At 68.7% G+C, this 18,558-nt stretch carries 20 protein-coding genes and 1 pseudogene; 5 read left to right on the top strand and 16 right to left on the bottom strand.

Annotation, left to right across the window (positions count from 1 at the left end; all coding sequences use genetic code 11):
• Positions 1-66: 66 nt before the first annotated feature.
• Complete coding sequence (locus tag BOX37_RS21590; protein ID WP_071929234.1) at positions 67-675, bottom strand: DUF4126 domain-containing protein; 609 nt, start codon at positions 673-675, stop codon at positions 67-69.
• Positions 676-963: 288 nt separating this feature from the next.
• On the opposite strand from BOX37_RS21590, the gene BOX37_RS21595 reads away from it, so the two are divergent.
• The gene (locus BOX37_RS21595; RefSeq protein ID WP_071929235.1) at positions 964-1,281 is read left to right on the top strand and encodes a hypothetical protein; all 318 of its coding nucleotides are present in this window, start codon (positions 964-966) and stop codon (positions 1,279-1,281) included.
• Between the two features lie 60 nt (positions 1,282-1,341).
• Here BOX37_RS21595 and arsA read toward each other — a convergent pair whose 3' ends face one another.
• The 8 genes from arsA to BOX37_RS21635 all read right to left on the bottom strand — a co-directional run bounded on the left by arsA (position 1,342) and on the right by BOX37_RS21635 (position 7,544).
• Positions 1,342-3,117: an arsenical pump-driving ATPase gene (gene arsA / locus BOX37_RS21600; protein ID WP_071929236.1), complete on the bottom strand. Its 1,776-nt coding sequence runs from the start codon at positions 3,115-3,117 to the stop codon at positions 1,342-1,344.
• Between the two features lie 5 nt (positions 3,118-3,122).
• Positions 3,123-3,503 carry an arsenite efflux transporter metallochaperone ArsD gene (gene arsD, locus BOX37_RS21605; RefSeq protein WP_071929237.1) on the bottom strand — a complete coding sequence of 127 codons (381 nt, stop codon included), beginning with the start codon at positions 3,501-3,503 and terminating at the stop codon, positions 3,123-3,125.
• Positions 3,504-3,536: 33 nt separating this feature from the next.
• Positions 3,537-3,947: an arsenate reductase ArsC gene (locus tag BOX37_RS21610; protein WP_071929238.1), complete on the bottom strand. Its 411-nt coding sequence runs from the start codon at positions 3,945-3,947 to the stop codon at positions 3,537-3,539.
• Positions 3,948-3,973: 26 nt separating this feature from the next.
• Complete coding sequence (locus tag BOX37_RS21615; RefSeq protein WP_071929239.1) at positions 3,974-4,645, bottom strand: arsenate reductase ArsC; 672 nt, start codon at positions 4,643-4,645, stop codon at positions 3,974-3,976.
• On the bottom strand, positions 4,642-5,031 hold the full coding sequence (locus tag BOX37_RS21620; RefSeq protein ID WP_240505443.1) for an arsenate-mycothiol transferase ArsC: 390 nt from the start codon (positions 5,029-5,031) through the stop codon (positions 4,642-4,644). The genes BOX37_RS21615 and BOX37_RS21620 overlap by 4 nt, the downstream gene beginning before the upstream one ends.
• Before the next feature lie 53 nt (positions 5,032-5,084).
• Positions 5,085-6,200, bottom strand: a complete 1,116-nt coding sequence (gene arsB / locus BOX37_RS21625) for an ACR3 family arsenite efflux transporter (RefSeq protein WP_071929241.1) — start codon at positions 6,198-6,200, stop codon at positions 5,085-5,087.
• Entirely contained in the window at positions 6,197-6,559 is a 363-nt protein-coding gene (locus BOX37_RS21630) for an ArsR/SmtB family transcription factor (RefSeq protein ID WP_071929242.1), read from the bottom strand. The genes arsB and BOX37_RS21630 overlap by 4 nt, the downstream gene beginning before the upstream one ends.
• 118 nt (positions 6,560-6,677) lie before the next feature.
• Entirely contained in the window at positions 6,678-7,544 is an 867-nt protein-coding gene (locus tag BOX37_RS21635) for a helix-turn-helix domain-containing GNAT family N-acetyltransferase (RefSeq protein ID WP_071931758.1), read from the bottom strand.
• Positions 7,545-7,646: 102 nt separating this feature from the next.
• Here BOX37_RS21635 and BOX37_RS21640 point away from each other — a divergent pair, with 102 nt between their 5' ends.
• From BOX37_RS21640 to BOX37_RS21650, 3 genes are read left to right on the top strand one after another with little or no spacing between them, the layout of a single operon-like run.
• The gene (locus BOX37_RS21640; RefSeq protein WP_071929243.1) at positions 7,647-8,978 is read left to right on the top strand and encodes an FAD-dependent oxidoreductase; all 1,332 of its coding nucleotides are present in this window, start codon (positions 7,647-7,649) and stop codon (positions 8,976-8,978) included.
• Between the two features lie 3 nt (positions 8,979-8,981).
• Positions 8,982-10,205 (top strand): MFS transporter, encoded by a 1,224-nt coding sequence (locus tag BOX37_RS21645; RefSeq protein WP_084759937.1) that lies wholly within the window; start codon positions 8,982-8,984, stop codon positions 10,203-10,205.
• Positions 10,206-10,216: 11 nt separating this feature from the next.
• Positions 10,217-11,266 carry a flavin-containing monooxygenase gene (locus BOX37_RS21650; protein WP_167659876.1) on the top strand — a complete coding sequence of 350 codons (1,050 nt, stop codon included), beginning with the start codon at positions 10,217-10,219 and terminating at the stop codon, positions 11,264-11,266.
• Positions 11,267-11,331: 65 nt separating this feature from the next.
• Here the strand turns inward: BOX37_RS21650 and BOX37_RS21655 are convergent.
• The 6 genes and pseudogenes from BOX37_RS21655 to BOX37_RS21680 form a co-directional block, all read right to left on the bottom strand.
• Positions 11,332-12,128: pseudogene (locus BOX37_RS21655) on the bottom strand (ABC transporter permease).
• Positions 12,129-12,130: 2 nt separating this feature from the next.
• A complete protein-coding gene (locus BOX37_RS21660) occupies positions 12,131-13,030 on the bottom strand; it encodes a 2-aminoethylphosphonate ABC transporter permease subunit (protein ID WP_071929244.1) in 900 nt (299 codons plus the stop codon).
• Between the two features lie 112 nt (positions 13,031-13,142).
• On the bottom strand, positions 13,143-14,354 hold the full coding sequence (locus BOX37_RS21665) for an ABC transporter ATP-binding protein (RefSeq protein ID WP_071929245.1): 1,212 nt from the start codon (positions 14,352-14,354) through the stop codon (positions 13,143-13,145).
• 28 nt (positions 14,355-14,382) lie between these two features.
• Positions 14,383-15,396, bottom strand: coding sequence for a 2-aminoethylphosphonate ABC transporter substrate-binding protein (locus BOX37_RS21670; protein ID WP_156910766.1), 1,014 nt, complete (start codon positions 15,394-15,396; stop codon positions 14,383-14,385).
• 112 nt (positions 15,397-15,508) lie between these two features.
• Positions 15,509-16,192 (bottom strand): phosphonatase-like hydrolase, encoded by a 684-nt coding sequence (locus BOX37_RS21675; RefSeq protein WP_071929247.1) that lies wholly within the window; start codon positions 16,190-16,192, stop codon positions 15,509-15,511.
• An 8-nt stretch (positions 16,193-16,200) separates the two neighbouring features.
• The gene (locus tag BOX37_RS21680; RefSeq protein ID WP_071929248.1) at positions 16,201-17,328 is read right to left on the bottom strand and encodes a TIGR03364 family FAD-dependent oxidoreductase; all 1,128 of its coding nucleotides are present in this window, start codon (positions 17,326-17,328) and stop codon (positions 16,201-16,203) included.
• Between the two features lie 95 nt (positions 17,329-17,423).
• Between BOX37_RS21680 and BOX37_RS21685 the strand changes: the two genes are divergently transcribed.
• Entirely contained in the window at positions 17,424-18,137 is a 714-nt protein-coding gene (locus BOX37_RS21685) for a GntR family transcriptional regulator (protein WP_071929249.1), read from the top strand.
• A 4-nt stretch (positions 18,138-18,141) separates the two neighbouring features.
• Here BOX37_RS21685 and BOX37_RS21690 read toward each other — a convergent pair whose 3' ends face one another.
• Positions 18,142-18,501, bottom strand: coding sequence for a DUF4254 domain-containing protein (locus tag BOX37_RS21690; protein ID WP_071929250.1), 360 nt, complete (start codon positions 18,499-18,501; stop codon positions 18,142-18,144).
• Positions 18,502-18,558 lie beyond the last annotated feature (57 nt).

The following is an 18,558-nucleotide window of genomic DNA, read 5'->3' on the forward strand; positions in this document are numbered from 1 at the left end:
GATGGCGCCTCGCACGGCTGATCTTTCGCCGTGCGAGGGCGCGACCGAACCTCGGGTTCGCGCGGCCTATTCCAGTGCCGGGTCTCGGCCGGCACGGTGGGCGGCGCGGCGCTCACTTCTCCGGCGGCGGTAGCGGCGAATTCTGTTGGCACACAGGTAGACCACCCACAGTCCGATCGCCAACGCGATCGCGGCGATCACGGCCGCCAAGATCGGGAAGAACACGGCCAGGGTGATGACGCCGGCGACACCGAGGTCCTCCACCGTGCTCAGCGCGATGTTGGTGACCGGCTCCGGCGAGGTGTTGACCGCCATCCTGGTGCCCGCCTTGACGACATGGCTGAGCAGCGCTGTGGTGCCGCCGACCGCCGCGGCGAACAAGGTCGGCAGCGAATCGTCCTGCCCCGCGATCAATGCCGACACCACCGCACCCGAGGCGGGCCGGACCACCGTGTGCATCGCATCCCAGAACGAGTCCAGATAGGGGATCTTGTCGGCGACCGCCTCGATGAGGAACAGCACCCCCGCCGCGACCAGCACATCGGTGCGTTCGAGACCGGCGGGCACATCATCGGCCCACCCGATCCGTCCGAACACCCCGAGCAGGAACACCACCGCATACGCGTTGATCCCGCTGGCCCAGCCCGCGGTGAAGATCAGAGGCAGCACCGACACGCGCCCAGCCTAAGCCGTCCACCGACGCGCCGCGCTCGCGCGCCAACCTCGACATGCACCTGCACGCCAGTATCCGAGGCGACCGAGCCTGACCGTGGGAGCCGAAATGCTCGATGGCAAATCGCTGTTCGAACCTCCCAACGGCACCACAGGACAGCACATAGATCGAATGAACAGCCTGTTCAGAGCCCTGTCCAGGCGGATGTGAATCCGCCGCCACGAGTGGCCTGAGTAACATTCTCGATCTCCTGGCGATCTTTCAGACAACACCGATTCAGGAGGTTCGACATGCTTTCTGCGAAGAGACTCGCCGCCAGCGCCGCTGTTGCCGCCGCCACCGCTTCCGCCGTGATCGCCGGCGGCGGCGTAGCCCAGGCCGACGTACCGGTGTGGGAGGCCAACTGTCACGTGTACAACATCTTCAACACCGGTGGGATGTCCACCTGCGAGCGGCCGACCTGGCACCAGGTGAAGCTCACCTGCGTCGCCTGGCCTGTCCCGTTCGTCTACTGGAAGTATGGCCCCGCGCAGTACGGCCAGGGCCAGTCCTGGGCCAGTTGCGATTCCCTCAACGCGCTGGTGGGCATCGAGGTCATCCAGGCGTAGTTCGGTTCGGCGTGGCCCCCGCTGTCCGGCTCCGGACAGCGGGATGGTGCGCCCCAGCGGTCAATCGGCTGGCGACACGGCGACCTCGCCGGACAGCAGCGCCAGTCGATCCGCGCCGGTCGGCTCGGTACTCGCCATCGCAACGATCGCGTATCGGCTGCTGTATCGCGATGCCACAGCCTCGATATGGGCCACTTCGGTCGCCGCACGGGCGCGCAGCAACGCGTTGGTGGGGTGCGCTGCGGCGAGGGAGTTGTTGAGGACCCAGGCCCACGGGGTGATGGCGGCACGTTCCAGGTCCGCGCAGAGTTCGACGGATTCGACGATCGGCGTCGACTCCGGTGCGGTGACGATGAGGATCTTGGTGTGCGCGGGGTCCTGAAGCCGCATGAGCGGGGTGGTGAAACCGCCGTCGGCGCCGAGGTTGCGGCTGATCTCGCGGTGGTAGGCACCGGTGGCGTCGAGCAGCAGCAGGGTGTGCCCGGTCGGGGCGGTGTCGACGACGACGAAACGGCGTCGGGATTCGTGGACCAGGCGTGAAAACGCTTGGAACACCGCGACTTCCTCGGTGCAGGGCGAGCGGAGGTCTTCCGCGAGGGCGGCCCGCCCCTGCGCGTCGAGGTCGGCGCCGCGGGAGCGCAGGATCCGCTGCCGGTACTGCTCGGTCGCCTCGACGGGGTCGATGCGCGAGAGCCGCATGGTGGCGGGGCCTTCGCCGAGGGTGTCGGCCAGGTGCGCGGCGGGATCGGTGGTGCTCAGATGTACCTCGTGGCCGCGGGTGGCCAAGGCGGTCGCGATCGCGGCGGCGATGGTGGTTTTGCCGACGCCGCCTTTGCCCATGCACATGATCAGACCGTGGCCGTCGAGAGCCAGCTCATCGATCAGAGCCGACAAGGGGGCTGGTTCGATGTGCGCGTCACCCGCGTCGGATACCTCGGAAAGTGTTGTGCTGGAGTCGAATAGCGCGCTCAGGGCCGTCACCCCGACCATCTCGACAGACTTGAGCGGGATCCGGTCGCACGGCAACTCGGCCAGCGACCTGGGCATCGACGCGATCGCAGCATTCTCGCGGCGGGTGATCGCCACCGCGAGCGCGTCTGTATCCGACTGTGACAGCACGGCATTGATGATCAGGTGCCCGGCTGTGACACCGATGTCGGCGAGCTCGTCGTAGGTTCTGGCCACCTCGCGCAGCGCCGCGTCCTGAGCGCGAGCCACCAGGACCAGGCGGGTGAGCTTGGGGTCGGTCAAGGTGCGCACCGCCGCCGCATAGGTTTCCCGTTGCGCGTCCAGTCCGGACAGCGGCCCCAGACAGGAGGCGTCGCCGCTGCCCTGCAAATACTCGGTCCACGCTCCCGGCAGTTGCAGCAACCGGATCGTGTGGCCGGTGGGCGCGGTGTCGAAGACGATGTGGTCGAACTCCGCCAGGTGGGTGGCCGCCGGGTCGAGCAGCGCGGTGAACTCGTTGAACGAGGCGATCTCGGTGGTGCACGAGCCGGACAGCTGCTCGGTGATCGTGTCGATCTCGGCGGCGGGCAGCAGCCCGCGTACCGGTCCGATGATCCGTTCGCGGTAGGCGGCGGCCACCTGGTGCGGGTCGATCTCGAGTGCCGACAGGCCGGTCACCGCGGGAATCGCGGTGACCGACGCGCCGATGGTCGTGTCGAAGACATGGCCGATGTTGGAGGCCGGATCGGTGCTGACCAGCAGCACCCTGGCACCGCCACGCGCGAGCGCGATCGCCGATGCGCAGGCGACCGAGGTCTTGCCGACTCCACCCTTTCCGGTGAAGAACACACAGCGCGGGGCATCGGTCAGGAAGGCGGGAGTGTCCACGGTGATCAGCAGCAGCCGGGTCCGCTGCAGCTGTCTTTGCCGGTGTCGAGCAACGTCATGCTCTTCGCCGCCGGGCTCACCGCAGGGGTGCGCGACCACAGGGTGATCTCGTCGCGGGTCGGATAGCGACCGGTCAGTGTGGTGACCCCGTCGACCAGGATCAGCGGAAGCCCTTGTGAGCCTGCGACTTCGAGAAAGCTACGGACGGTGTCGTTGCCCGCGAAAGCGAGGGGTTCCGAGGCCATGTTGAACCGGGTGATGTCACCGCCCTGGCCGCGCAGCCAGTCCAGATCGGCGGAGAAACTCACCAGGGCTTGGTCGACGTCGGGTCCGCACACACCGGTGTTGCAGCACAGCGCGGGCTCGTAGACTTCGATCTTGCTCATCAACATGTCGCTTTCTCGAGTTGGGGCGGGTTGTCAGGTGCGGGCGGGGAGTAGTTCGGCGATCAGTTCCTCGATGCGCTTTCTGATCTCGTCGCGGATCGGGCGCACCGATTCCACGCCTTTGCCCGCCGGGTCTTCGAGCTTCCAGTCGCGGTAGTCCACGCCGGGGAAGTACGGGCAGGCGTCGCCGCATCCCATGGTGATCACCACCGAGGAGGTCTCCACGGCGTCGGTGGTGAGGATCTTGGGTGACTGGGCGGTGATGTCGATGCCGAGTTCGGCCATCGCCTCGACCGCGGCCGGATTCAGGGCATTGCCGGGTGCGCTGCCCGCGGAGCGGACCTCGATGTCCTCGCCCGCGAGGTGGGTCAGGAAGCCTTGGGCCATCTGGGAGCGTCCGGCGTTGTGGACACAGACGAAGAGCACGCTGGGCTTGGTCGTCATGGGAGGCAAGGCCTTTCGGTGGTGGGTCAGCTGGTGGGGATGTCGAGTTCGGCGAGCAGGTGCCGGACCCGGGTTTCGATGTCGTCGCGGATCGGGCGCACAGCGGCAACATCGTGGCCGGCGGGGTCGTCGAGTTGCCATTCCTCGTAGCGGTGGCCCGGGTACAGCGGGCAGGCGTCACCGCAGCCCATGGTGATGATGACGTCGGCGGCTTGGAGGATCTCTTCGGTCCATGGCTTGGGGAATTCCCCGGTGATGTCGATGCCGACCTCGGCCATCGCGGCGACCGCGGCGGGGTTGATCTCGTCGCCGGGTTCGGAACCACCCGACCAGGCCACCGCGTTGTCACCGGCCAGGTGAGTGAAGTAGCCGAGCGCCATCTGCGAGCGCCCGGCGTTGTGGGTGCACAGGAACAGCACGGTCGGTTTGCCGGTGTTGGCTTTGCCTTCGACGCGGGCCAAGGCGACCAGGCGCTGGCGGGCGAACCGTTCGGCCAGCAGCGGCAGGTAGTTCACCACGGTGGCGCGACCGGCGAACTGGTCATAAGAGGAATACAGGAACCGTTCGATCGTCTCGACGCCGAACGCCGTCTCGAACTCGCGTTGTAGCCGGGTCGCGGCAGTCTTGAGAGCGTGCTTCTGATCGAGGGTGAGGGTGCTGCGCACAGCGTGTGCGTGGTCTACCGGGCTGTCGGTCATTGACGATGTCCCTTTGTCGGGTCCGATGGTTCTGAGGTGGTGAGTTCGGTCAGCAGGTGTCGCACGTGATCGTGGATGTCGTCGCGTACCAGGCGCATGCGTTCGATGCCGTCGATTCCGCGTTCGGAGGGTTCGTCGGTGTCCCAGTTGATGATTCGGACACCGGGGACGGGTTCGACCCGAGCTTCGCGCCCCAGGGTGACCACCACGTCGATGGTGGGGAGCAGGTCGGGATCGATGGGTTTGGGCTTTTCGTCAGCGAGGTCGATGCCCAGTTCGTCGAGCGAGGCCACCGACAGCTCGTTCAACGCGGTGCCGGGGCGGGTACCCGCGGAGTGCACCTGGACTCGGTCACCGGCGAGATGGCGCATCAGTCCGGCGGCCATCTGCGACTTTCCGCCGTTCTTCACGCAGACGAACAGCACCGAGGGCTTGTCGCTCACCGGGCGTCCTCCGCGGTCGTGACAGCCGGGCTCGGTGCCGAAACGACGGCACTGTGGAAACGTTTGCGCAGCGCGAGTGATACGTACACCAAGCCGACCAGCACCGGAACCTCGATCAGCGGACCGACGACACCCGCCAAGGCTTCACCGGAGGTCGCACCGTAGGTGGCGATCGCGACAGCGATCGCGAGCTCGAAGTTGTTGCCCGCTGCCGTGAACGCCAGCGTCGTGGTCCGCGCGTAGCCCAGGCCCATGACAGCGCCGAGGGCGTAGCCACCGCCCCACATGACGGCGAAGTACACCAGCAGCGGTAGGGCGATCCGGGCGACGTCGAGGGGGTGGGAGGTGATCTGGTCACCTTGCAGGGCGAACAGGACCACGATCGTGAACAACAGCCCATACAGCGCCCACGGGCCGATGATGGGAAGGAATTTCTCCTCGTACCACTGGCGACCTTTGGCGCGTTCGCCGAAGCGGCGGGTGAGGTAACCGGCCAGCAGCGGGATGCCCAAGAAGATCAGGACCGATTTCGCGATCTGCCAGGGAGAGACATCGATCGTGGTCTGTTCCAGGCCCAGCCAGCCGGGCAGTACCGAGAGGTAGAACCAGCCGAGCACGGCGAACATGAACACCTGGAATACCGAGTTCAGCGCGACCAGCACTGCGGCGGCGTCGCGGTCACCGCAGGCCAGGTCGTTCCAGATGATGACCATCGCGATGCAGCGCGCCAGACCGACGATGATCAGACCGGTGCGGTACTCGGGCAGGTCGGGCAGGAAGATCCAGGCCAGCGCGAACATCAGCGCCGGGCCGAGCACCCAGTTCAGGACCAGCGAACCGATCAGGAGCTTGCGGTCGCCGGTGACGGAGTCGAGGCGGTCGTAGCGGACCTTGGCCAGCACCGGGTACATCATGATCAACAGACCGAGCGCGATCGGCAGGGAGATGCCGTCGAGCTCGATCGTGCCGAGGGCGTCACCGAGGCCGGGGATCATGCGCCCCAACAGGATTCCGGCCAGCATCGCCACGCCGATCCATACCGGGAGGAAGCGGTCGAGGGTCGACAGTTTGCCGACGACGGGCGGGTGCTCGGTCGTGGTGGTCGCGCTCATGCGTGCACGCTCTCGGTGATCAGCGCACTGGACACGCGGGCGAATGCTTCGGGCACGACGCGGTAGTACACCCACGATGCGCGGCGCTCGCTGGTGAGCAGGCCTGCTTCGCGCAGCACTTTGAGGTGGTGCGAGATGGTCGGCTGGCTGACCTCGACACCGTCGGAGATGTCGCACACGCACGCTTCCCCACCGGCTCGGCTCGCGACCAGCGAGAACAGTCGCAGGCGCACCGGATCCGCCAGCGCCTTGAACACGGCGGCGAGTTCCACGGCTTCCGTGGGGGTCAGCGGGTCACGGACGACCGGGTCGGCGGCGCAGGCCGCGACCGGTGTCAGGTTCAGCTCCGACTTCGACATTCCTCGATATTGACGTATGTCGAATCAATGCGCAAGCAAACGTACGGTGAACGGCCGGGAACCACGATCGTGCGGCGTCACGATATACGGCCACGCCCCCACCGCCGCCCCGGCAGCGTCAGGAATTCGCGCCGCGTCGTTCGAGCAAGACGGTGTCACGCCAGACGCCGTCCAGCCGCGCGATGCGCTCGCGGACTCCCACGGTCCGAAACCCCGCCGAGTGGTGCAGGGCGATGCTGGGGCGATTCTCCGGGAAGATCGCGCACTGCAGCGTCCACAGGCCCGCCTCATCGGCGGCCACGACCTGGGTTCGCAGCAGCGACTTCCCCACGCCTCGCCCACGCATGCCGTCACCGACATAGACAGAGTTCTCGACGACACCGGCGTAGCAGTCACGGCCGGAAACCGAACTCAGCGTCGCCCAGCCGACCACAACGCCGCCGATCTCGGCGACCCAGCGATGATCAGGCAACCATTGCGCGCCCAGGGTCGCCCGACCGGGAACCTCGGTATCGAAGGTCGCCGAGCCGGTGGCGATGCCCTCGCCGTAGATCCGCAGGACCGCGTCCCAGTCGTCGTCGCGCATCGCCCGCACAGTGACATCGACGGGGAGGTCGGTCGGACAGCAGGGCCGGGGCGCGAGCACGCCCATGACCGCGTCGGCAGCATGCGGAAGGCCGGTACAGCAGGACGGGTTGATCGCGACGACCGTGGAGGTCCCGCGCTTGTGGGTGGTCACGAACCCGACTTCGGCGAGCTTGCGGACGTGGTGCGACACCGTCGGCTGCGCGATCTCGAGCGCGGAGGTCAGTTCGCGCACCGTGATCCCGCCCGGACGGGTGGCCACCAGGTGCAGCAGCTGGATGCGAGTCGGGTCGGCCAGGCAGGCGAACCATTCGGCGTAGGTCGTGGCGTCACCGACGGCCAGGGCGTCGACGCGCGCAGCGGTCGCGTCGCGAACCACGGGCATATCCAGGGACGTCATGAGCGCCATTGTATCGACGACAATCAATGGTTGCATTCATCGACGACTGTCGATAGATTCATCTCCATTAGATCGATGCACGTCGATGAATGGAGCTGTGCAATGACCGAATTGCCCGTCGTTGTCGTAGGAGCCGGTCCCGTGGGACTGGCCGCCGCCGCTGAACTGCGCGAGCGCGGCGTGGATGTCCTGGTGTTCGAACGTGGCCCCCGGGCGGGCGCCGCGGTCGCGGAGTGGAATCACGTGCGGTTGTTCTCACGGTGGGCCGAACTGATCGCCCCCGCCGCGCGCCGCGTGCTCGACAGAACCGGGTGGACCGCCCCCGCGGATGACGGCTACCCGACCGGACAGGACTGGGTGCGCGACTACCTGACCCCGCTGGCCGCCGCGCTGGGCGATTCCGTGCGCTACGACACCGAGGTCGTCGGACTCGCCCGCCGAGGGCGTGACCGCCTGGTCGACGCCGGACGCGACAGCGAACCGCTGTCGGTGCACGTGCAACGTACCGACGGTAGCGAGGATCGGATCCTGGCGCGCGCGGTGATCGATGCCTCAGGCACCTGGGGCGGGCCGAATCCGTTGGGTGGAGAAGGACTCCCCGCACTCGGTGAACGCGGCTGTGCCGCAGTGACCTATCGGGTACCCGATGTCGACTCCGCTGAGCAGGCAGCGCGATTCGGCGCAGCGCACACGGTGATCGCGGGTGGCGGCCACTCCGCCCTCGGCGCGATCGTGGCCCTGGCCCAGTTGGCCCAGCGGCAGCCGGGCGCCCGACTGACCTGGGTCCTGCGGCGAGGATCCGCCGATTCGACCTTCGGTGGCGGCGACGCCGATGAACTGCCCGCGCGCGGCGCGCTCGGACTGCGCGCCAAGCAGGTCGTCGACGACGGGCTCCTGGAGGTGGTGACGGGATTCCGCACCGCCGCAATCGAATCGGGCGCCAGCGGGCGCGTCACCCTCGTGGCCGACGACGGGCGACGCATCGACGATGTCGACAACGTGGTGGCTCTCACCGGATTCCGGCCCGAGCTCGGATGGTTGTCGGAGGTGCGGCTGGAACTGGACCCGGTCCTGCAGGCCCCGGTCCGCTTGGCCCCGCTGATCGACCCGAATGTGCACTCGTGTGGCACTGTCTACCCGCACGGTGTCGCCGAGTTGACCCACCCCGAACCCGGCGTCTACCTCGTCGGCATGAAGAGCTATGGCCGCGCGCCGACGTTCCTGGCGATGACCGGCTACGAACAGGTTCGTTCCATCGCCGCCGAACTCGTCGGCGACCACGAGTCCGCCGCTCGCGTCGAACTCACCTTGCCCGAGACCGGAGTATGTGGTGGCGCGGGCGTTTTCGATGATCCGGACAGCGAGAGCTCAGGTGGTTGTTGCGGTCCAGCACCCGAAGTGCTGACCTTGACGGCGCCCGCGGTCGGCCGCTGAGAAGTGTCGACCGCCACCCTCGTGGCGCAGGCCGGGTCCACCGAGCCCGGCCTGCGCCGGCGGGTACTGATCACGCTGTGCCTGACCGAGATCACCAGCTGGGGAATTCTGTACTACGCCTTTCCCGTTCTCTCGGTGTCGATCTCGGCCGACACCGGATGGTCGCTGCCGATGATCACCGCCGCGTTCTCGCTCAGCCAACTGGCCGCCGCGCTCACCGGTATCCCGATCGGTCGTGTCATCGACCGCGTCGGTCCACGGTCAGTCATGACAGCGGGCTCGGTGCTGGCGGTGCCCGCGCTGGTGGCGGTCGCGCTCGCGCCCAACCCGGCAGTGTTCTTCGCAGGTTGGGTGGCCGCGGGTGTGGCGATGGGCGCGGTGCTGTATCCACCGGCGTTCGCGGCACTCACCCGCTGGTTCGGTACCGACCACGTCAAGGCGCTGATGATCCTCACCCTCTCGGGCGGATTCGCCAGCACCGTGTTCGCCCCACTCACCGCCGCGCTGGTCCAGCACACCGACTGGCGCGCCACCTATCTCACGCTCACCGTGGTGCTGGCGGTCGTGACGATCCCGGCGCACCTGTTCGGATTGTCCGGCCCGTGGCCGAATCCGCCGATCGCCGCGTCCCCCGCCGACGACGATCACAGCGCGGTGTCGCGCAGTCGCGCGTTCTTGATGCTCGTGCTCGCCTCGAGCCTGGGCGCGTTCGCTGCCTTCGCCGCGATCTTCAATCTGGTACCACTGCTGATCGAACGCGGTTTCTCCCCCTCGCTGGCCGCACTCACTCTCGGGTTGGGCGGCGCCGGACAGGTCCTCGGCCGGATCGGCTACCTCCCGCTGATGACCCGAACCACCGCCCGCGGCCGCATTGTCGGAACCTTCGCCTTGACCGCTGTCGCGACAGCGCTGACAGGCTGGGCGACGGCGGTCTTCGCGCTCATCGCGATCTCGATCGGCGCCGGAGTCGTCCGAGGCATCATGACCCTCGTCAAGGCGACCGCTGTCACCGACCGCTGGGGCGCCACCCACTACGGCCGCCTCAACGGACTCCTGTCGGCCCCCGTGGTCATCGTGATGGCGCTGGCGCCATGGGCCGGAACCGTGCTGATGACCTGGACCGGCAGCTACGCCCGCGCCTACTTCGTCCTCGCCGCCATCGCGGCACTGGCGGCGCTTGCGGCCACCGCGAGCATGCCCCGTTCATCGAAACTCCGCGTCCCGTAGAGGAGATCCTCGTGCATTCGAGTCATGACGCCGTCATCGTCGGCGCAGGTCAATCCGGCCTGGCAGCCGCACACCACCTGCGCAGGCGCGGCCTGAGCGCCGTTGTCGTGGAATCCGGGTCCGAGCCGGTGGGCTCCTGGCCCCACTACTACGACAGCCTGACGCTGTTCTCACCCGCGCGATACAGCGCCCTGCCCGGTCTTCGGTTCCCCGGAGATCCCGACCACTACCCGCATCGTGACGAAGTGGTCGACTACCTTCGCCGGTACGCCGCGACCCTCGACACCGACATCCAGACATCGCAACGCGTCACCGACGTCGACTACGACGGGCAACTGTTCACCGCCCACACCGCGACCGGAAAGGTCTACACCGCGCCACGGTTGGTCGCCGCGACCGGCGGATTCGGCACGCCGAACATTCCGTCGCTACCCGGCCAGACCGACTTCACCGGAGACATAGTGCACGCCAGCAGGTATCGCTCACCCTCCGCGTTCGCCGGTCAGCGGGTGATCGTGGTCGGCGCAGGAAACTCCGCGGTCCAGATCGCGACCGAACTCGCCGAAACCGCATCGGTCACAGTGGCCAGTCGCACCCCGGTCACATTCGTACCCCAACGCCCATTCGGCCGCGACGTTCATTTCTGGTTCACCATCAGCGGCCTGGACGCACTGCCGATCGGCCACCTGATCCGCGAACCGCCCACGGTGCCGACCGTCGACACCGGCCGGTACCGGGCCGCGCTCACCGCGCAACGGCCGGTGGCGCGGGCGATGTTCACCCGGCTCGAGGCCGACGCGGCGGTATGGCCGGACGCGACCCGCAGCACGGTCGACACGATCATTCTCGCCACCGGGTACCGTCCCGACCTGACCTACCTCCACAGCCTCGGCGCCCTCGACGACACCGGCAGACCCCTGCACCGCAAGGGGGTCTCGACCACGCACCCTGGCCTGGGATACCTCGGCCTGGAATGGCAACGCACCCTGTCCTCGGCATCCCTGCGCGGCGTGGGCCGCGATGCCCGTCGACTCATCGCACACCTGGATCCGGTGGTGTGACGAGATCTGCTGGCAGACAACGATATTCGGTAGGCACGGGGCTCGGTCGAGCCTGGCCGAGTTCGTCAGCGCAGCGCGGCACGTCCGTTGAGCCGCCCCAGTAGCACCAGCACGATCAGGGTCACCGCGACCAGCACCGTGGTCCCCGCGGCGGCGTCGAAGGCCTCCCCTCGGTCGGTCTGGGCGAAAATGCCGACCGGCAGGGTCTTCCAGGTGGCGGGATAGACCATGATCGTCGCGCCGAGTTCGCCCATGGACAGGGCGACGGCCAGACCGGCGGCGGCGCCCATCGCGGGCAGGAGCAGGGGCAGGGTGATCTGGCAGAGCACGCGGACGGGGCCGGCGCCGAGGGATTCGGCGGCTTGCCGGTAGGCGGGGTCGAGGCGGTCGAGGGCGGCGGAGACCGCGCTGAAGGCGTAGGCCAGGACCAGCACGGCGTGGGCGAGGATGACGATCCATTTCGTGCCGCCGAGCAGGATCGGGCGCTCGTTGAACGCGATGAGCACGCCGAGGCCGATGGCCACCGAGGGCACGGCGACCGGGAGGTGAACACCGCGTCGGTGATTCGACGCAGCCAGCCGGGTGCTTCCCGGGCGGCCAAGGCCGCCCAGGTGCCGAGGATCAGCGAGAGCGCCCCGGCCAGCAGGGCGGTCTGCAGGCTCACCGACAGGCTGGCGGCCTGCTCGCCGCTGAGCGCGTGGCCGAGATTGGCGAAGCCGAGGTCCGAGGGCAGGGGGCCGGTCCAGCTGCCCGCCAGCGCGGCGGCGACCACGGTGGCGAGGGGGGCGAGGAAGACCACCGTGACCACGAGCGCGAAAACGCCGAGGACCAGTGCCTTTCCCCGCGGTGTCCAGACGAGCACAGTCAATCCCCCTTCGGGCGGGTGCGGGTGAACCGGCCGAAGACGAACCGGTAGGTGAGGTAGAGGGTGAGCGAGAGCAGCACCTGCACCGAGGCGAGCACGGCGGCGCCGGGCAGGTCGAAGGTGACGATGCCGCGGGTGTAGATGAGCGCGGGCAGGGTGATCACGCCCTTGGCACCGGTGAACAGCACGATGCCGAACTCGTTGAGCGTCAGCAGCAGGACGAGACTGCCACCGGCGGCGAGCGCGGGCCAGGCCTCGGGCAGCACCACCTGCCGCAACACCCGCCACGGTGAGGCGCCGAGACTCGCTGCCACATCGAGTTGTTCGCGGGGCATCTGCGCGAACGCGGCCAGGACGGGCCGCACCACGAACGGAGTGAAGAAGGTGATCTCGGCCAGGATCACCCCCAGTGGGGTGGTGAGAAAGTCGATGACCGGTGTGGTGGCGCCGGTCAATTCGGCGATCAGCGCGTTCACCGCGCCCGCCGTGCCGTAGAGGAAGGTGAAGGCGAGGGTGATCAGGAACGACGGCAAGGTCAGAATCGTGTCGATGAGCCGCCCGACCAGACCCGAGCCGGGGAACGGGACGAACGCGAGCACGATGGCCAGGAACGTGCCGAGTACCACACAGCCCATCGTCGAGCAGACAGCGATGGACACCGTGCGCCACAGCGCCTCCCGGAAGGCGGTCGAGCCGAGCACCGAGGTCCACACCTCGGTGCCGCGCCCGGTCGGGGTCTGGGTCGACTCGGTGAGCACCCGCACGATCGGGTAACCCGCGATGCCGAGCACCACGAGTACCGGCGGCAGGGTCCACAGAATCGGCAGCCATTGCCGTCGTGGTGCGGGGGCTTTCACCGGCGGCACCCCGTCGGTGCGGTCGATGACAATCGCACTCATCGCCGGGACCCCCTGCCGTCGTCAGGTCGTACACCGCTGGGCGCCGTCGGGCTCGTCGCCGCGAGCCGACGCTGCCCACCGCGGGCCGATTCGCGCGACAACGCCCTCGCACTCACGACGCACTCTCCGTGCTCGAACCTTCGGCCCCGCCGGAACTCGCCCCGACAGCACGGGGAATCAGCACACCGGCCGGGTCGGGCAATCGCACGCCGACCACCGCACCGACCCCGGCACTGAAATGCCCGGGTACGTCGGCGGCGAGCTCGCCGGGGAGACCGTCGACCGTCAGCTCGAGGCGGGTCGACGCGCCCCGCCAGACCGCGGTCGACACGGTGGCGCACAAGGCATCTCGGTCGGTCGTCGCGCCGACAGTCACAGTGTGTGGCCGGATACACAGCAGCGCATCGTCATCGGGCGCCCACTCCGCGGCCCCGACTCCGGGACGGGGCGCCTCGGCCCGCAGGGTGTGGGTGCCCGCGGTCACCGACGCGGCGGTCCCGGCGACATGATTCACCGTGCACGGCACCAGATTCGCGCCGCCGAGGAACGCGGCGGTGAAGTCGGTGGGCGGCCGTTGCCAGAGATTCTCGGCGCTGTCGATGTCGACGAGCCGGGCCTCGCGCATCACCGCGATGCGGTCGGCCAGCGCCAGCGCTTCGGCCTGATCGTGGGTGACATACAGCATCGCGGTGTCGGGCAGGGCTTTTCGCAGCTGCTGCAGCTCACCGAGCATCGAGTGCCGCAGTTGCGCGTCGAGCGCGGCCAGTGGCTCGTCGAGCAGCAGGACGCGGGGCCGGATGGCCAGCGCGCGGGCGATCGCCACGCGCTGCTGCTGGCCACCGGACAACTCGCGCGGTAGCCGCTGGGCGTAGCCGCCCATGCCGACCATCTCCAGCGCCTCGGTGACCCGCGCGCCGAGCTCGGCGCGCGGCACCCGGTGCGAGCGCAGCCCGAACGCCACATTGCTGTGCACGTTCATGTGCGGGAACAGCGCGTAGGACTGCACGACGACACCGATCCCGCGCTTGGCGGGCGAGAGATCGGTGACCTCACGCCCAGCCAGCCGCACCGCACCCGCGGTGGGCCGGACGAATCCGGCCAGCGCCTTGAGCGCGGTCGACTTGCCCGATCCACTCGGGCCGAGCAGCGCGACGGTCTCGCCGACGGCGACGCGCAGGGTGAAATCGGCCAGCGCGACGGCGGCCTTGCGGCCCCTGCCGTATCTGACCCCGACCCGGTCGAACACGATCGCCGGTTCGTCCGTCGTCGCCGTCCCGAGCGGGGCGGCGGTAGCGAACGTCGTGCGGAGGTCACCGTCGGACATCGTCAACTCCTCTACAGCGCGGCCGGATTCAGCTGCCGGTGGCCTGCTGGTACGCCGCGAGATCGGCGTCCAGGTCGGTCAGAACCGCGTCCCAGTCGATCGGGAGCACCTCGACACCTGCCAGCACCTCGGCCGGAGCACTGGGTTCGGTCAGGTCGGTGCGGGGCGAGACGGCGAATGCCTCGGGGGCCAGCTTGGACTGGGCGTCGGGGGCGAGCAGGAAGGTCATCAGCTCGATGGCGTCGTCTTTGTGCGGGGCGCCCTTGGCCAGGCCCATCACGTAGGGCACCGGCACCGTCGTGCGCTTGCCGTCGGCGACGGGGAAGAACACGTCGAACGTCGAGCCCTTCTCCTTGACCGTGGTCAGGTTCATCTGCACGTCACCGTTGGCGATGAGCAGCTCCCCCTTGTCGACCTTGGCCTGCAGCTTGCCGGTCGAGGACGACGGGCCGACATTGTTGGCCTGCAGCGCGGTCAAGTAGTCCAGCGCACCCTGTTTGCCGCGCAGCTGCTGCAGCAGGACGAGCACCGCGGTGCCGTCACCGGCCTGGCCGGGGGTCGAGTACTGCAGCTTGCCCTTGTACTCGGGCTTCAGCAGGTCGTCCCAGGTCAGCGCCGAGGCATCCACCGCGGGGTTGGCGATGAAGCACAGGTAGTTGTTGGCCATGGTCACGTAGGTTCCGTCGACGTCCTTGTCGGCGGCACCGATCGCGGCGGTGTCGATGCCGCTGGGCTGCAGCAGCCCGGACTTCTTGGCCTTCTGGATGAACGGCGGCAGGGTGACGATCACGTCGGCCTGTGGATTGGACTGTTCCTTGTCGACGCGGTTGACCACCTCGCCGGACCCGGCCTCGACCAGGTTGACCGCGATGCCGGTCGCGGCGGTGAACTCGGCGAAACGGCCCGTGTACCAGCCGCCGACACCGTCGGCGGAGTACACGGTGACGGTCCGGCCGTCCGCCGATTCGGTGCCGGTGCCGCCGCAGGCCGCGGTGAACGCGACGGCGGTGACGCCGGCCAGCAGCAACGCGACCTTGGACAGGCGACGCGCGGGAAGGAATGTACGCACGATGACAACAACTTTCGCTTCGATGTCGAGAGGGGAATCGCAGGGACGGTGGGTCTGCTCCCGGCGGCTACCGAGAGGAGACGATTCAGGAGCGCAGGACCAGCGCGGGGAACTCGGCGACGGAGTCGACGACGTGGGTCGCGCCGGCCGCGCGCAACTGCTCGGCGGTGTGCGCGCCGGTCAGGGCGCCCGCGACAATGCCCGCACCGGCGGCGAGACCGGTGGCGACATCGCTGGTGGTGTCGCCGAGCACGGCGATCCGGTCGACCGCGTCGACGCCGAGGCGCAGCGCGGCGGCCAGCACCATGTCGGGATACGGGCGACCGCGGCCCGCGTCCGACGGCGCGAGGGTGAGGTCGGCGAGGCTCGCCCAGCCCAGAGCGGCGAGCAGTTTGTCCTGGGTGCCGCGACTGAACCCGGTGGTCAGCGCCACCCGAACGCCCGCCGCGCGCAGGGCGGTGATCGCCTCGGCCGCACCGGGAATCGGTGCGATGTCGGTGTTCTCGACCAGGGCGTCGTAGGCGGCTTCGAAGGCGAGGTTGGCGGCCTGGGCCGCGTCCTCGTCACCGACCAGCGCGCGGAAGACCTCGATCTTTGACTGCCCCATGGTGTCGATGACATAGCGGCGGGCCTGCGCGCGCCGCGGGCCCGCCGGCTCGATCCCGGCGGCGGTGGCGGCGGCCTCGAAGGCGCGCAGCACCAGCCCCCCGTCGGCGACGGTGGTTCCGGCCATGTCGAGCACGGCCAGCTGAATGGTGGTGTCCGGCATTGTTTTCCTCACAGTCCGAGCTGGTCGGCGGTCTGTTCGCCGATGGCGGGGCCCAGCGTCATCCCGCGACCGCCGGGGCCGGTGACGACCCAGACATGGGTGTCGGCGCGCACGCGGGTGACGATGGCGTCGGGGTCGACACTCTGGCTGTAGACACCGGCCCAGCGGCGCACGATCCGGGGCAGTGTGCGACCGAGCAGTTCCTCGGTCACCTCGGTGAGGTGGTCGTAGGGCGCCTCGTCGAGGTCGAAGGCGAACGGCTCGGTGTACTCGTGGGTGTCACCGATGGTCAGGCCGCCGTGCAGGCGCTGCACGCACAGCAGTTGCATCTTGTGCTCGGCGGCGGTCGCGGTCTGGGACTGCTCGGCGGCCAGCGAATCCACCTCGGCCCCGGCGAAACCCGGGTAGTAGCGGAAACTGTCGCCGTCGGCGATCGCGGTGGTGAGCGGTTCGTCCAACGGCGCGGTCTGCATCATCTGCAGCCGCACGCGGCGCACCGGGAGGTCTGCGACGAGCTCGCGGGTGAGCCCGGTATGGGCTGCGCCGGGGCAGTGGATCACCAGATCGGCTTCGTGACGGCGGCCGTGGTCGTCGATGACGACCGCGCCGGACCCGGTGTCGAGTACCGAGCGGGCCTCGGTGGCCTCGTGGAAGGTGTAGCGGCCGGAGGCGGCCATGTGGGCGCGCAGCGCGGGCAGCGCGTGGCGCGACTCGACTGCGGCATCGGTCGAACAGTGCAGTCCGGCCAGGTATTTGCCGCGCAGCGCCGGATTGACCGCCCGCACCGCGTCGGGCTCGAGCAGGGCGAATCCGCGGGCGGCCGCGGTGGGCCCACCCGCGGCAGCCTCGGCCACCGCGAGTTCGGCCGGCGTGCGCACCAGCGTGATCGAGCCCGCCGCACGGAAGCCGACACCGGCGACGCGACCGCCGATCTCGGCCCACAGTTCCCGCGAGCGCAGGGTCAGGTCCAGCTCGGCGGCCGAACGCCCGGAGACCCAGACCAGTCCGAAGTTGCGGACGGTCGCGCCGCGCGCTTCCCGTTCCCGTTCGAGCTGGACGACCTCGTGGCCGCGGGCGATCGCCGCCCAGGCGTGTGCGGTGCCGAGTATCCCGCCACCGATGATGACCAATCGCATGCCAATGATGGTGGCAAATGGTCTAGACCGATGAGTGTGGGCAACGAGAACAGCAAGTTAAATTTTGGTATAGACCAATTGGGTACCCTGATGGCATGGACGCAACACGAGTTCCGAAGGTGTTCCTGGTTCGCACCGAGATCGACGCCATCCTGGCCGATCTCGACGAAGGCGACCCCGTCCCCTCGGAACGCGATCTGGCCACCCGCTTCGGTGTCGCCCGCGAGACGGTACGACAAGCACTGCGAGAACTGCTGGTGGCGGGCCGGATTCGCCGCCTCGGCCGGGGCACCGTCGTCTCTCGGCCCAAGCTCACCCAGCCGCTGTCACTGGGCTCCTATACCGAGGGCGCGATCAGCCTCGGCCGCACCCCCGGCCGCATCCTCGTCACCTGGGAGGACACCGCGGCGGACGCGGAGACAGCCGCCGACCTCGAACTGACACCGGGCACCGAGGTGATGCACCTGGAGCGGGTACTGCTCGCCGACGGGGAACGCATCGGACTGGAGAGCACCTACCTGCCCCTGCACCGCTTCGCCACCCTGCGCGGCGGCTACGACCCGACCACCTCGCTGTACGCCGCGATCCGCGCGACCGGCGTCGAACTCGCCGGTGCGCGCGAACGCATCGAAACCGTACTCGCCGCGCCGAGAGAGGCGGGACTGCTCGACTGCAGCACCGCGCTACCGATGCTGCTGCTGCACCGGCGCAGCGTCGACGCCGACGGCGCCCCCATCGAGCGGGTGCGCTCGCTGTACCGGGGTGACCGCGTCGCCTTCGAGGCGAGGCTCTCACCCGAGCCGGCGTGACGGACTACTGCTCCGGCAGCCTTCGCCGTCCACCGGCCACGTCGGTGACCAGATCGGTGTAGCCGTCGACGAGTTCGGCCAGTTGATACCAGTGCTTGTGCGTGCTGTCACTGCGCGCGCCGTTGAGGTCGATGGCCTGATTGGCATCCACCCAGCTACGCGCCATGCGGTCGACGACCGCGCCGAGGCTCTCGGTGTGCAGCGATGCGCCGTGGCGATGCATCGGCACCTCCGCGACGATCCAGTCGTTGATGTCGTCGACGAGTTCACCTCGACGGCAATCGATTTCGGCGATCAACGCGGCGTCACGCACCTGTGCTCGCCGTTCGTGCAGTTCGGCGAGCGCATGCGCCGATCGCAACAATTCGCGATCTTGAAAACGACGGCCCTGGAATGCGCACAACAATTGCGGCGCGGTCGG

Source organism: Nocardia mangyaensis (assembly GCF_001886715.1).
Lineage (GTDB): Bacteria > Actinomycetota > Actinomycetes > Mycobacteriales > Mycobacteriaceae > Nocardia > Nocardia mangyaensis.

Bases quoted from the DNA above. Each gene is read 5' to 3' on its own strand.
- BOX37_RS21595 (WP_071929235.1), top strand. From the start codon at position 964: ATGCTTTCTGCGAAGAGACTCGCCGCCAGCGCCGCTGTTGCCGCCGCC.
- arsD (WP_071929237.1), bottom strand. From the start codon at position 3,503: ATGAGCAAGATCGAAGTCTACGAGCCCGCGCTGTGCTGCAACACCGGT.
- BOX37_RS21610 (WP_071929238.1), bottom strand. From the start codon at position 3,947: ATGACGACCAAGCCCAGCGTGCTCTTCGTCTGTGTCCACAACGCCGGA.
- BOX37_RS21615 (WP_071929239.1), bottom strand. From the start codon at position 4,645: ATGACCGACAGCCCGGTAGACCACGCACACGCTGTGCGCAGCACCCTC.
- BOX37_RS21620 (WP_240505443.1), bottom strand. From the start codon at position 5,031: ATGGCCGCCGGACTGATGCGCCATCTCGCCGGTGACCGAGTCCAGGTG.
- arsB (WP_071929241.1), bottom strand. From the start codon at position 6,200: ATGAGCGCGACCACCACGACCGAGCACCCGCCCGTCGTCGGCAAACTG.
- BOX37_RS21630 (WP_071929242.1), bottom strand. From the start codon at position 6,559: ATGTCGAAGTCGGAGCTGAACCTGACACCGGTCGCGGCCTGCGCCGCC.
- BOX37_RS21635 (WP_071931758.1), bottom strand. From the start codon at position 7,544: ATGACGTCCCTGGATATGCCCGTGGTTCGCGACGCGACCGCTGCGCGC.
- BOX37_RS21640 (WP_071929243.1), top strand. From the start codon at position 7,647: ATGACCGAATTGCCCGTCGTTGTCGTAGGAGCCGGTCCCGTGGGACTG.
- BOX37_RS21660 (WP_071929244.1), bottom strand. From the start codon at position 13,030: ATGAGTGCGATTGTCATCGACCGCACCGACGGGGTGCCGCCGGTGAAA.
- BOX37_RS21665 (WP_071929245.1), bottom strand. From the start codon at position 14,354: ATGTCCGACGGTGACCTCCGCACGACGTTCGCTACCGCCGCCCCGCTC.
- BOX37_RS21675 (WP_071929247.1), bottom strand. From the start codon at position 16,192: ATGCCGGACACCACCATTCAGCTGGCCGTGCTCGACATGGCCGGAACC.
- BOX37_RS21680 (WP_071929248.1), bottom strand. From the start codon at position 17,328: ATGCGATTGGTCATCATCGGTGGCGGGATACTCGGCACCGCACACGCC.
- BOX37_RS21685 (WP_071929249.1), top strand. From the start codon at position 17,424: ATGGACGCAACACGAGTTCCGAAGGTGTTCCTGGTTCGCACCGAGATC.